The sequence below is a fragment of the Candidatus Tisiphia endosymbiont of Melanophora roralis genome (assembly GCF_964026575.1).
Taxonomy (GTDB): domain Bacteria; phylum Pseudomonadota; class Alphaproteobacteria; order Rickettsiales; family Rickettsiaceae; genus Tisiphia.
The window spans coordinates 977617-990283 of the sequence record NZ_OZ032161.1; the positions used below are offsets into that span (position 1 = coordinate 977617).

General features: G+C 30.3%; 12 protein-coding genes and 1 pseudogene. 3 read left to right on the forward strand and 10 right to left on the reverse strand.

The window, feature by feature from the left end; translation table 11 throughout:
* Nucleotides 1-81: 81 nt before the first annotated feature.
* Nucleotides 82-658 (forward strand): annotated as a pseudogene (locus AAGD53_RS04725) (DDE-type integrase/transposase/recombinase); the annotation flags it as partial.
* A 115-nt stretch (nucleotides 659-773) separates the two neighbouring features.
* Here AAGD53_RS04725 and AAGD53_RS07770 read toward each other — a convergent pair.
* From AAGD53_RS07770 to AAGD53_RS04745, 3 genes are read right to left on the reverse strand one after another with little or no spacing between them, the layout of a single operon-like run.
* Complete coding sequence (locus tag AAGD53_RS07770) at nucleotides 774-995, reverse strand: hypothetical protein (RefSeq protein ID WP_410521093.1); 222 nt, start codon at nucleotides 993-995, stop codon at nucleotides 774-776.
* 27 nt (nucleotides 996-1022) lie between these two features.
* A complete protein-coding gene (locus AAGD53_RS04740; protein WP_341762386.1) occupies nucleotides 1023-2750 on the reverse strand; it encodes an aminopeptidase P family protein in 1728 nt (575 codons plus the stop codon).
* Nucleotides 2751-2774: 24 nt separating this feature from the next.
* The gene (locus tag AAGD53_RS04745) at nucleotides 2775-3446 is read right to left on the reverse strand and encodes a helix-turn-helix domain-containing protein (RefSeq protein ID WP_341762387.1); all 672 of its coding nucleotides are present in this window, start codon (nucleotides 3444-3446) and stop codon (nucleotides 2775-2777) included.
* Nucleotides 3447-3831: 385 nt separating this feature from the next.
* On the opposite strand from AAGD53_RS04745, the gene AAGD53_RS04750 reads away from it, so the two are divergent.
* The gene (locus tag AAGD53_RS04750) at nucleotides 3832-4059 is read left to right on the forward strand and encodes a hypothetical protein (RefSeq protein WP_341761095.1); all 228 of its coding nucleotides are present in this window, start codon (nucleotides 3832-3834) and stop codon (nucleotides 4057-4059) included.
* A 181-nt stretch (nucleotides 4060-4240) separates the two neighbouring features.
* Here the strand turns inward: AAGD53_RS04750 and AAGD53_RS04755 are convergent, their stop codons facing one another.
* The 7 genes from AAGD53_RS04755 to AAGD53_RS04785 all read right to left on the reverse strand — a co-directional run bounded on the left by AAGD53_RS04755 (nucleotide 4241) and on the right by AAGD53_RS04785 (nucleotide 11256).
* On the reverse strand, nucleotides 4241-5173 hold the full coding sequence (locus AAGD53_RS04755; RefSeq protein ID WP_341762388.1) for a lipid A biosynthesis lauroyl acyltransferase: 933 nt from the start codon (nucleotides 5171-5173) through the stop codon (nucleotides 4241-4243).
* On the reverse strand, nucleotides 5157-6119 hold the full coding sequence (gene lpxK / locus AAGD53_RS04760) for a tetraacyldisaccharide 4'-kinase (RefSeq protein WP_341762389.1): 963 nt from the start codon (nucleotides 6117-6119) through the stop codon (nucleotides 5157-5159). The genes AAGD53_RS04755 and lpxK overlap by 17 nt, the downstream gene beginning before the upstream one ends.
* 4 nt (nucleotides 6120-6123) lie before the next feature.
* Complete coding sequence (locus tag AAGD53_RS04765) at nucleotides 6124-6441, reverse strand: DMT family transporter (protein ID WP_341747281.1); 318 nt, start codon at nucleotides 6439-6441, stop codon at nucleotides 6124-6126.
* Between the two features lie 4 nt (nucleotides 6442-6445).
* Nucleotides 6446-7471 carry an RP853 family protein gene (locus AAGD53_RS04770; RefSeq protein WP_341762390.1) on the reverse strand — a complete coding sequence of 342 codons (1026 nt, stop codon included), beginning with the start codon at nucleotides 7469-7471 and terminating at the stop codon, nucleotides 6446-6448.
* A gap of 14 nt (nucleotides 7472-7485) precedes the next feature.
* Nucleotides 7486-8976, reverse strand: a complete 1491-nt coding sequence (locus AAGD53_RS04775; protein WP_341762391.1) for a hypothetical protein — start codon at nucleotides 8974-8976, stop codon at nucleotides 7486-7488.
* Nucleotides 8977-9039: 63 nt separating this feature from the next.
* Nucleotides 9040-9681 (reverse strand): hypothetical protein, encoded by a 642-nt coding sequence (locus AAGD53_RS04780; RefSeq protein WP_341762392.1) that lies wholly within the window; start codon nucleotides 9679-9681, stop codon nucleotides 9040-9042.
* 3 nt (nucleotides 9682-9684) lie between these two features.
* Nucleotides 9685-11256 (reverse strand): hypothetical protein, encoded by a 1572-nt coding sequence (locus AAGD53_RS04785; RefSeq protein WP_341762393.1) that lies wholly within the window; start codon nucleotides 11254-11256, stop codon nucleotides 9685-9687.
* 415 nt (nucleotides 11257-11671) lie between these two features.
* Here AAGD53_RS04785 and AAGD53_RS04790 point away from each other — a divergent pair, with 415 nt between their 5' ends.
* Nucleotides 11672-12397: a hypothetical protein gene (locus AAGD53_RS04790; protein ID WP_341762394.1), complete on the forward strand. Its 726-nt coding sequence runs from the start codon at nucleotides 11672-11674 to the stop codon at nucleotides 12395-12397.
* Nucleotides 12398-12667: the final 270 nt, after the last annotated feature.

The following is a 12667-nucleotide window of genomic DNA, read 5'->3' on the forward strand; positions in this document are numbered from 1 at the left end:
GTGCTAAAATAATGGTATGAACCTACCCTATATACAGAATGAGAAGCACGTAAACAAGCTAAAAGATACAATTGTAATCTTCCTGGAAAAAGGGTACAGATGGACGTGTGCAAAATCGCTAACCATTTATACCAATATACCGCTATAGATTGATTGTACTAGATATAAGGTTTTGGCTTTATATAAAAGACGTACTGCAACAAATACTTTAGATTTTTTAGAACAAGTTATGGAGCGTATGCCATTTCCTATACAACGTATTCAAACTGATAGAGGACAAGAATTTTTTGCTTATAAAGTTTAGGAACGTTTAAAAGAATATGCTATTAAATTTCGTCCTATTAAACCAACTTTTCCTCATTTAAACGGCAAAGTAGAACGCACTCAACGAACAGACTTAGATGAGTTCTATTCGAGTATTGATCTTAAAAGCCCTGATCTTATTGAGGAATTAGGATATTGGGAACATTATTACAATTGGAACAGACCACATAGCTCTTTAGGCGGTAAAACTCCAAATGAAAAATATATAGAATTGATTTATCAAACTCCACTCTATGAAGAAGTTAGTGAAAAATATGATCATTCTAAAGAGGAGATTTTAATCCATGGGTACAATAAGAATTTAGCAACAAAAATGTTGAAACGATGTCTGTGAATCCCACAAATCAGCTTATTCATAGTTAGTAATGATAAGTGCCTTGGTCACTATTAAATATTTTTGGAGCTTTGTATTTATTAAGGGCATCTTTTAATAGACTTCTTTCGAAACTCTACTTCTGCTGGTGATTTGGACAATGATGCGGTACTCGAATCCGTAACGGAATTAGAGTACGCTGCGGGTCGAGGTGAAGCGTCTCCTTCACACCCTTGCGCATAAGCGAGTTTTGAAAGAAGTCTAATACATCAGTTACCAAAGTCACATCCATTGAATTTGATAATTTATAACTCAATATGGCTTTACTATGCCAATCTATAATAGCAGCTAAATACATAAAACCACCATTAGTTCTGACATAAGATTAAATCTCAACTACTCCACTCAACCATTTCTGTCCTCTAATTGAAAGCAGGGGATAAACTTGTTGTTTAATTTTTTGATAGTATTGTTCTATATAATTTATCTCATCTGCGTTTAGCATTCTACGATCTATTAAATCTTTTGCATAAGGAACAAGGGTGAGAGTGTCAAACTCTAGAAAATTTTTATCCTGTAAAGTATTTTTGACATACATCAGATTTTCTATTCTAATGCCAAATTCATTCGTTTTATAATAACCTGGCTCATTGGATACAATCATACTAGGTTCTAGAATAACATTACTGCGTAAACTAATATTTTGTGGTCCTTCATGAACACTTAAGAAGCTACCAACACCATGACCTGTACTATGTGGATAATCTTGTCCATCTCTCCATAAAAACTGCCGAGCTAGAACATCTAAATTAGCTCCAGTAATAAGATTAACTGGAAACTTAATCATCGACAAAGCAATATGCCCCTTAAGAACTTGAGTGTAACGTAATTTTTGTTCTTTGGTAGGATACCCACCTATAGCAAGAGTCCTAGTTACATCAGTAGTACAACCGTTATATTGACCACCAGAATCAATTAATAATATGCCTTTACCTAAGATTTTCTTTGCCCCCGTGCTTGTTGCTCGGTAATGAATTATAGCACTATTTTCCTTAAAGCCACATATAGTCGGGAAGCTATCCATAACATATTGATCTTGCTTAAATCTAAACCCTGTTAATATTGTTCCTAAATCATATTCAGTTTGATCTTGTAAATTTGGTAGTTCGAATAAATATGCAAAGAATTCGCATAGTGCCACCGCATCCTTAATATGGGAATTAATTGCATGGTTAATTTCAATATCGTTTTTACGGGCTTTAGCTAATTGACAAGGATCATTAATTTTTTCTATTATCTTAGTGCTTAGCAAATCTATGATATAATTGGAAGTGAAGTTTTCGTCAATTAGGACTTTATTAGCTTGACTCAATATATCAGCAAATTGTGCTGAAGGTAAGATAGTTATATGAGGACGAGCAAGTATAATATCTTGGTCTACCCTATTTGGATTAATAAATAAATATAGTTGGTTCTTAGTGATTAGGACTATACCAAGCATCAATGGTGAATATAGAATGTCACTTGCTCTGAGATTTAATAACCAGCATATTGAATCTGCTGCAGTAACAATCATGGTATCTGCAGAATATTTAGTGAGTAGATTACGGCACATGGTAATTTTATCACTATACGATTGACCAGCAAACTTATCATCATAAATATATATTTTTGATGATGGTTCAACTGGCCTATTACGCCAAATTTGATCTACTAAATTATTAGATACTTTATGTAAACGAGTCTTTATTTTAGCAAATATTTTTAACTTAACATTAGTGAAGAGTTTCGCATCATATCCTAATATACCATCATTACCTAAATAATCATCCCAAGGAAAATAGGGTAAATCTTTAATATCGAAAATCTCAAAAATTTTTGGATCTAGTTCACGCTTACTTTGTTCTAGATAACGACCATCTGTAAAAAATATAACATTATTTTTACAGATCACCACAATACCATTTGACCCACTAAAGTTAGTCATATATTGCAGTCGTTTAGCACTTTCATGAACATACTCGCTAAAATATTGATCATTAGACGGTACTATATAGGCATCTATTTTATACTTAGCGAAAAGACCCCTAATATTGCTAATACGTTCTTGCATTAAATTATCATCGATAGAAAAGATTTATCTTCCTCTGCTGCTATTAGGCGATTTCTTAATTAAAGAACCCACATGGCTGGGAGTAACATTATCTGTAGTCAGGGCCTTAGGTGATATATCACCTGCAATGGATTTCCCAATCAGTTGAGCGGCTTTTAGAACTTCAGGATTCAATGTTTTTAAGTTACCTAAAGATCTGTCTACCTGCTTCTCTCTTCCAAGCTGCGAAGTTCTACCTAACATTCCATCAATAGGAGCTTTAAAATAATCAGCAATAGCTATAACCGCTTCGGTACTTAGCATTTTTTGGTTATTATCATCTTCTCTTAAAAAAGGACGAACGCTGTCTTCACTACGACCAATTTTTGATCCTAATTCGTATTGCGTCATTTGGTTTTTGTTCATCTTCTCGGTGATAAAGCTCTTCAAATTAGCACTTAATGCTTCTGGAGATAGTTGCATATATTCTTGTTTTTCTTGAGGCTCAAACTCCTTTCTACCTAGCACTTCATCAATAGAGCAGTCAAAATAATTTGCAAGTTTGATTATGTTTTTTATTTCAGGACGTCGATTACCCAACATCCCCCTCATAGTAGTCGTAGGAATGCCTGCAAGTTCAGCAAGATCACTTGCCTTTAGTTGTTTTTCTTCCATTTTATTCCCAAGGAATTCTTGTATATTTTCAATCCAGCCCATTGTAAATATTTTTTTATAAAATTGATCCGTGAAAAACGGTTTTTTCTTGACAACAAAAAATTGTCACAGTAAAGTTGTTTATCTTACTAAATGAACCAAGGAATTATTTAGTAAGATAAACTTTAAAAACTAAAACTATTCAGTACATAAATTCAACTACTACAAATATAGGTAAGTTGAACAAAAACGAAATAATACTAAATAGTTAGTTAAGCACAAAACCTCAATCATAAAAGGAAATGCCTTATGAATATATACAATATTTGCTCAGTAATCAAATTTATTCTTGCTTATTTAGCAACTTTCTTTTTAAAAATGCAACCTCAACTACCCTATCTAATAATGAATAGGAATATTTTACCTACAATCATAGTAAGAGGGTTTTATGCAAAATGATTTTAATGATAAAGATATAAAACAACTATATAGCAAGATTATGACTATATCAGGTTACATAGTTGCCATGAGATCAGAGTGTATAAGAGAAGCTAAAAAAACTGAAGATGCTCTAAAAATCCTAATCAAGCGTACATATGACATTAGAGGTGGGCTTTGGATATGTTTGATTACTATATGGTTTTTAGCCATACTTTTTTTGCAAAAAAACTTTTAGCCAGTACTTATTAAATTTATAAACTTAAAATTGGAAGAAGGAAAGCTAGACTTTATGTTACATTCACCGTTTGACACGTCTTATCTTCGAGATAAATATGAGAAAAAATTATGCTATAGAACTGGATTATCATACGGCGTGTTGGATGAAAATTTACATTTTCGTTACTGGCTACATGTTATTATTTGCAGATTTTGTCATTTGGGGCATAGTTATTCTTCTTCCATCTATTATGAAACCAAAACCATTGACCTGGATTTTCTTTAACCCAATTACCTAAAATTTGATTAATGGTAAACATTATATTATAACAATCTGTTTTACTATTATTAGTTTTTTGTAATTGTATTGGTGGATGGATAATAGCTTTAAAATAACTATTATTACTAGTGCGAACCACTTGTAATGGTATAATCGGGTAGCCGAATTGTAAGGCAATTTTAGCAATTGCATGAGCAGTCATGGCCGGTTGGTCTAAAAATGGTACTTCAATGCCATTATTCATTTTTTGATCTACAAGCATGCCAATTGCATATCCTGATTTGATTGCAGATATGAGATCTCTTGCACCCTTTTCTCCTTTTGGAATTAGCTTTATATCACTAGTTTTACGCGTATCATTAATTAGCTTATCAATATAAGGATTATTTAATTTACGATAGATAATAGCAAATTTAGGATAAAATTTATTTATAATTTTAAGTGCAAAATCCCAATTAGCAAAATGCCCCGTAAATAATAAGAAAGGTTGGTGTGATTTCTGAAATTCTATTATATTATCAAGTCCGATTATTTCTACCCTTCTAGATAATTCTTCCTCTGACATATTATTAACATATGGAAATTCTCCTATAAAACTACCAAAATTATCCCATACTTGATTAATGGTTGCTTGAGTCTCCATGCTTAGACCATTTGTCTGATTCTTGCCAAAAATATTTTGAATATTTTCTTTTGCAATTTTATTGACTGGCAATAGATGACCTATTTTCCTTGCTATATACCGACAAATTTGTACAGATTTGTCGATACCAAATGTTCCTAATATCTTTAGTACTATTAAAACGAAAAAATACTCAAGCAAATACTTAATATTTTTAAAGAATTTTTTCATATATTAAATCTGCTAATAATTTTTGATTATTTAGTAATAAATGTACATCACAACATATTACTGACAAGTCGGTATCACATATTTTTACGTAATCTTTTCTAGTTGTTATTAGAAGAGAATTAGATTTTTCTGATTGTTCTTTTAAATAGTCTAAATCTTCTTTACGATATTGATGATGGTCCGGAAAAATTTTATTACCTACTAACTGCAATCCATAATTTTCTAATGTAGAAAAAAACCGTTCAGGATTACCTATACCACTAAAGGCAAAATAGCTCTTTGTTTTATCTATGTCTATAGTTGGAACTATTTGGGCTTGAAAAAAGGGAAGCTCCTTATGTAAGAAAAAAGGAGCAACATTACTCGAACCAACGAGAATAACTATATCAGCTTTTTCAATAGCTTGTTTAGGATACTCACGCAAAGGACCGGCTGGAATTAACAATTCGTTGCCAAATAACCTGTCAGCATCAACTGACAAAATAACAATATCCTTATAAAAATTAGGATTCTGCATTGCATCATCTACTATAATCACCTTTGGTTTAATCCTTTTTATAAAAGGTAGTATATATTGAATTTTCTTGCTAGCTATGACTTTACCATATTTTAATAGCATTACTGCTTCATCCCCGACATCTAGTACTGTATGATGTGGTTCAACTAACAACGCCGTTTGCAGTTTACTGCCATAACCTTTAGTAATAATTATAAAATCAATATTAATAGCCTTCAACACTTTCGCAAGGAAGATCACTATTTGAGTTTTACCAGTACCTCCAATGCTTATATTACCAACACAAATTACTTTACAAGGAAATATTATAGGGCGTGCAATTATTTTTCTTAAATAACTAAAAAAAAGATATAACCAACTTAGTGGTAACAATAAATATGATATAATAGTTTTGGTGTGCCAAAATTTAGGATAAATAAGCCTGATCATAAATTTAAGACAACTTAAGCCCTATCATAGAAATTATCATAGTCGTAATAAAGAAAACTCGCATGGCAGAGTATGGCTCGTTAAAACACACCATCCCTACTATTACTGTTCCTACAGCTCCGATACCAGTCCATATAAGATAAGCAGTACCAAGAGGAAGTTTATCTAGAGTTTTACTTAGACAAACAAAACTCAATATAGAAAAAATAATAAAAGCTATAATGGGTTTTACTTTGGTAAAACCCTCTGACAATTTCAGCGATATAGAGAAACCTACCTCAAATAATCCTGCAAATATAAGGAGAACCCAAGTTACTAGCATATTGTTACCTTTGTTTAATTTGTCCCGAAGATTTGCTATTTTTATTATTTTGTAAAGACTTTTTACTAGGTAAGTTAACCGATAGCTGATCTTTTATTATATCTAATTTGTTAGATTTTAGATTGACTACCGACTTTATTTGACTATCTAATTTTTGCATGGATACATTATGCTCTACTGCTCGCTGTTGAGACAAGAATTCCTTATTATTTTTCCATAAATTACTTTTTAGAGCGGTAATTTTTTCTTCTTGCATACTCATGGATTTATCCTGACTCAGAATTACCCCGCCAATTTTCTCGCCGATTTTGGGAGCATATTCTATTGCTAGAATAGAAGCTGGTACTACCATAAAAGCAAATGTAGCACCAGCTGTTGCAACACTGATAGCCCCAACTGCTAGAACAGAAATAGCAGTTATAATTTTACTAGTTGCTTGTTTAAATATTTCAATTTTCTTATTATGTTTTACTGCAACATTTACTATTCTATTAATTTCTAATCTAGCATTAGTGCTGACTTCCTTTGGGTTTTGATATTTTTTTACCGCATGCATTACCGTTGTACAAAATACTTCTGGTTCAAGCTGTATAAAATTTGTTAATTCATAACTATTCCTTGCTGCCAATAAATCTTTTAACACTTGTTTTATTACTTTTCTCTCTTCAGAATTTGCCTTACCAAAATTTGTACTTATTAGTGTATCAATTATTATATCTTCTGATTTGTTTAGAATATTATCTCTATCTTGATATTCTACTGCATCAGGAGAGATTGCTACCGAAAATAACATTAAAACTGTTGAAAAACTATCATCCGTAATAACTTTCTGACCGAGAAAAACTCTTAATTTACCAATACAATTACTTATATGGACATCAATCTCAGGTGTTGATTTAAGTCTAATTTCGTAATCAATAGCTATTATATTAGCAAGTGTTAAACACGCATGTTTTGTTATATTATTAAATAACTCTTCACTTATTCTTTTTTTACATATAGAAATGTTTATACTGCTAAAGATGTTCATTAGTCTTTGGCTCTTTATTTTTTAACATGAGAGTGTTTTTTTACAAATGAAGCTATCGTATCCTCAAAAGAAATAAATTTTTTATTTAGTAAGTCAATTTGCTTAGTTTTTTCATCTTCTGTTAAGAAAGAATATTTAATACTATTAGACACTATTTCTTTTAGCTTATCATAAGATGGTTTATAGCGAGTGACAAATTTTAAATATTCATCAGTTAAATTATTACGTGACACCCCTGGATCATCAGTAGAAATTGCAATTGGTACTCCATACTGCATATAAAGTCTCACTGGATGATCGTTACCTTGTACTCCTAGTAACGCTTCATTACTAGTCAAATTAATTTCTACAAGTATATTTTTGTTTAATAATGTATTTATTAATTGGTAGGGGTTAGATTCGTGCATAATATCAACACCATGTCCTATACGGTTTGCCTCTGCCACATTAACCGCATCATTAATATGATAACTCAATTCTTCAGGAGTAACTTGACCTAAAGTAAGCTCTCCCGCGTGCAGCGACAATTTTACATTAGGAAATCTTTGTTTTAAGAAACGAAACATTTTCATATGCAACTTATAATCACGTAAAGCAATAGGATGAGCCTCATTACCAACAATGTTAACTCCAACAAATTTGGTATTATTTTTTACCATTAAAAACGCTGAATATAATCCAGAAAATATCAGCGATGGTTTGTTAAAACGTACTACATATGGTTGAAATCTCATACTAAAATCATCATCATCAATATCTTTGGAGTTAGATACGATTTCACGTAAATTTTGAGCGATTTCATTTTGTATAATGCTATCTTTATCTAAAACATCAACAGCCTGACTTAAAACACTATTGATAGTGGCATCATCTGTATTACTTGTTAGTTGATTAACCTTATCCAGTGCAGGATTGTCACTAATTGGGGCTAGGAACAATATAGTTTCAATATATTGGATATTTTCTGATTTAGCTCTTACCTTTAATAAGGTCAAACTACTTTTGACATCAACTGCTTCTATTGGACCTACATATCCAAAAACATTAAAAAAATGTTTTAACCCATCTTCTTGAACACAGTTATGATCGTAAAAGAATTTACCATATGACCAGCGACTTAAAAGAGTGGTATATAGATCATAATTATCTTGGAGAGCAGTAACACTAAGGCATGTTTTATTTAGTTTATTTGGTTTATTTTTTTGCGCGTGATAGCTATTTTTATCTATACAAAAACCAGCCTTATTAATAAGATCTAAATAATTTTCAGCATATATAGCTCCACTAAAATGATGATGAAGCTCCCCTCCTTTGGGTAACAAACTTAAAAACATATTAAGCTCTGCCATATCGTTACTGGATATTAAATTATGGTAATATTTACTGGTAGCGATATAATCTTTTGTTTCTTTTGATGAGGAGTTACTAGCCATCGTCACTTCTGCAATAAAAATAATATTTAAAATAATGATAACTCTTACTAACTTTTTTACAACAATATTCATATATTCCTCTAAGACTTATTAATAATTTTGTTATAAAAATATACTAACTACTTAAGATTACAATTACTTATTTGCCGTTATTTCTCTTATACGCATGTTAAGTTTTGTAAATATCATATCAGGTATTCTTTCTGTTGATAGTTTATAAACAACCTTAGGTTCTAATACATCTTCTTTCTTTACGTCTATAGATAGTACAATAGTATTCTCCGGCATACAAGAGTAGATTTCTTTTATAATTGTCAAGAAAGTTGCAAAATCTTTAGTGGCAAATCTTATGTAAACATCATAATTCTTTATCCTTATAGTATCCTGCTTTGTTCCCACCATTGGGTTAATTCCACTTAAGAATTCTTGTTTAATTGATATAGTAATAGGCTCATTTAAGTTGTATTTTTTTGAAAAACTATCAATTGTTGTTATTAACCTTGCTCGTTCTAAACAACTTTGTCTAGCAGAAATAGATAATAATTTCGAATATCTTGCATAAGTTTCTAGTATTTTATATTTGGAATTTATTATAGAATACAACTTTAACGTTTCTTGAGCTAGAGATTCTTCTATATTTTGATTCTTGGCAATTGATTCCATATAATCTTTATTAATACTTTGCAGCAACCATAAAATAGTAGAAATACACAAACAACACATAATAAACTTAAAGAATATAACATTTTTTAGATGAACAATAAAATTTTTAAGCATCTCTTATCCTTTTTTCTTAGTAATAATGACCTCAGTAGGTATTACTACTCTATTAGGTAACTCTAATATTTGATCAGTAAATATTGTAAAATTAATATCCATATTGCTAAATATTTTACTAAAATTTGCAATTTTTTGTTTTAAGAGATGAGTAGCATCTTCAACTAGCATATCACTAACGATAAATTTTAATAATATCTCGATTTTTATATACTGATTAGATGATAATAACGTATTATCTATATCCGACCTTTGCCATTTAATCTCCTCTAGGTGCAGATTAGGTGGTAAATTTGTTAAAAACTTTTCTAACGAGTCAAATGGCGTTGGTACGGGGATTTGCAATAATGCTTCAAATACGTATAAATCAGCTAAATTAGTGGTATTTTGAATATATGGATAGGTTTGCTTAACATTATAATAATCTTGTTCAGCACTAAAATAGTGTGAATTTAAAAGATCTAATTTTCTGTAATTTGCTACGGTTTTAATTTTGATAGCACATGCAGCAAATATCAATACTATTATTATAGTGATAAATGGTTTGAAAATTAAAGCACTGATAATATTGAGTTTAGCTATGGATTCTAAATATTTGTTAGAGGCTAGAAAGCTTTTTTGTTCATTAAATAACTCGACAACCATTGCATCTGAAAATTTGCTATTATCACCTAATACACTGCTAGACTTACATATTACTGGATGTTCACCAAAACTGGATTGTTCTAATAACAACTTTAGACTTTGGTCTACTATAAAAATTATACAAACTTTAAGGGTTAAACTATCAATATAGCTTTTACAAGATATCAAACAATCTTCCACTTCTTGTTCAATTATACCTTGAATATATAAGTCTGACTTATCAGCTGGATAATCAAATGTTTGAATTGAGATTATATTACCTTGATGTTTAACAACAAGTTTAATACCGTTTGTACTTAAAATACATACAAAAATTTGTAAATATTCACTATACTTATTATTTTCAACATTTTTTACAATTTTATCTATAATTGTTTTCCATTCCAAAGCTAAAAAATAAATCCCACCAAACTTTTGTCTCTTACTTGCCAAAAGATTCTCAAGTAACTTACTTAAAGGTGGGGTATAAGGAGTAGATACCAGCAAGGTATTCCACACCTCACTATATTTGGTATTGATGTTATAGACATTGTAAGCAACTATATCATCTATAGAAAAATACTCCTCTATAAACTTTTCTACAGGATTGGTTTTTACTATTGAATGTAGTACAGGTACTATATCATGGCGTACTTCACATGCAGAACCGTTTAATAAGAAGAAAACGTAATAGTTTTTGAATTTACCAAAAAATTCTTTATAGGAGTCTAAATTATCTTGGTTTTCAGCAGGAACAAATAAAGTATCCACAACTTTATCGTGTATTAAAGCACAAAGAAATGTACCTTTATCGCCTATTAAAATAATAATATTTCTTTTATATAAAAAATATACCACCAATTTATGTAGTTTTTTTAGTAAAACTTGTAGTTTGGGTAGTTTGGATATGTTAATCATGTAACTAATACTTAGACTTAAATATTTAAACATAGACTATTATAACAGCAATTATCTTTCCACTAAGTGATTTAGTATTTTTTTATGATTTATCTATAAAAAAATACTAAACATTATTGAATAATTATAATATTATCCGTTCCAAACGGATAATATCTATGTGAATGATATTAGGTGCAAAATCTTAAATTACTATTATTTTAAAATAAATTTTTATTTTTGTAATATTTTGTTGAACATCCTTAAATAATAAATATACTCTCCATTAGTTAGGTTATTACAACAAATTATAAAGGACGATAACCTAATAAAATTTTAATGGTTTTAATAATTGAAAAGTGAGCATACAAAATATAGATACACCTTAATTAGGTAAGAATAGTATATTTTGTAGTATTACAAAATCAATTATTAGTAATATGTTGAACTAATTGAGGATTATATTATTATGTCTAAACAACAAAATTATTTGTTTAAAAAACAGGATGTAGTGAAAGCTCAGGAAATACTTACAGCTGTGCAAGAAAAAAATATTAAAGCTATATACACAATAATAGGTTTACCTAGGGCAATACAAGAGAAACTTACTGATAAAACTAGTATAGACGCTGAAAAGATATTGACTAAACAACTCTCAGACTTAAAAAATAGTCATGATAAAGACGAAAAAAAATTCGCTAGTATTAACAAAAACAAGCTCAAAGAACTAGATGCATTATGCAAAAAATTAGCTACGGAAAAACAAGAGTTAGAACAAGTACAAAAATGTCTAAATTTGACTCATGCCATTAATGATACAAGTGTACCTATTAAACAAATACTTACTATGAGTGACATATCTTATCGTATAATAGAGAAACTGAATTTAGACAGAAAGTATACAACTATACCTGAAGTTGTACAACAATTGGAAAACTTATTGCCTACATTTTCATCATCAGGAAGTGATTCTGATTATGGATCTGATCTTAGTAGATCAACTAGCGAAACACAACACACAGTGAAGTTACTAAGTAATATATCAAATAATTCACAACAGCATGAACTATTGTCAAAGCTCAAGAAAATATCAAATGAATTCGCTCTAAAGAGAGGACTCGACAACACTGCCCCTACAAATAATCATATTGATGACGACGTTAGCGTAGCAGGAGAATATCCTGATATGCATTAAACTATAGCTAGCACGGACAGGTTAGTTGCAGTAATGGGATAGAATCAATGTCATTCTTAATTAAAAGCGGTAATCCAAAAAATAACCTGCAAAGGCTTTAGATATTATGGATTCCCGCTTACGTGAGAATGACATACTAGTGATCCACGCGGGTAATGCTGTAGCTAGGATGACATCTTTTCGAATTATCTTCATAATTTTTAAACTACCATGGCGGTTATATACTAAAGTAAGTTGTTATTTGCAGTAGACACCACACCCCCAATTCTC

Bases quoted from the DNA above. Each gene is read 5' to 3' on its own strand.
- AAGD53_RS07770 (WP_410521093.1), bottom strand. From the start codon at position 995: ATGTATTTAGCTGCTATTATAGATTGGCATAGTAAAGCCATATTGAGT.
- AAGD53_RS04740 (WP_341762386.1), bottom strand. From the start codon at position 2,750: ATGCAAGAACGTATTAGCAATATTAGGGGTCTTTTCGCTAAGTATAAA.
- AAGD53_RS04745 (WP_341762387.1), bottom strand. From the start codon at position 3,446: ATGGGCTGGATTGAAAATATACAAGAATTCCTTGGGAATAAAATGGAA.
- AAGD53_RS04750 (WP_341761095.1), top strand. From the start codon at position 3,832: ATGCAAAATGATTTTAATGATAAAGATATAAAACAACTATATAGCAAG.
- AAGD53_RS04755 (WP_341762388.1), bottom strand. From the start codon at position 5,173: ATGAAAAAATTCTTTAAAAATATTAAGTATTTGCTTGAGTATTTTTTC.
- lpxK (WP_341762389.1), bottom strand. From the start codon at position 6,119: ATGATCAGGCTTATTTATCCTAAATTTTGGCACACCAAAACTATTATA.
- AAGD53_RS04765 (WP_341747281.1), bottom strand. From the start codon at position 6,441: ATGCTAGTAACTTGGGTTCTCCTTATATTTGCAGGATTATTTGAGGTA.
- AAGD53_RS04770 (WP_341762390.1), bottom strand. From the start codon at position 7,471: ATGAACATCTTTAGCAGTATAAACATTTCTATATGTAAAAAAAGAATA.
- AAGD53_RS04775 (WP_341762391.1), bottom strand. From the start codon at position 8,976: ATGAATATTGTTGTAAAAAAGTTAGTAAGAGTTATCATTATTTTAAAT.
- AAGD53_RS04780 (WP_341762392.1), bottom strand. From the start codon at position 9,681: ATGCTTAAAAATTTTATTGTTCATCTAAAAAATGTTATATTCTTTAAG.
- AAGD53_RS04785 (WP_341762393.1), bottom strand. From the start codon at position 11,256: ATGTTTAAATATTTAAGTCTAAGTATTAGTTACATGATTAACATATCC.
- AAGD53_RS04790 (WP_341762394.1), top strand. From the start codon at position 11,672: ATGTCTAAACAACAAAATTATTTGTTTAAAAAACAGGATGTAGTGAAA.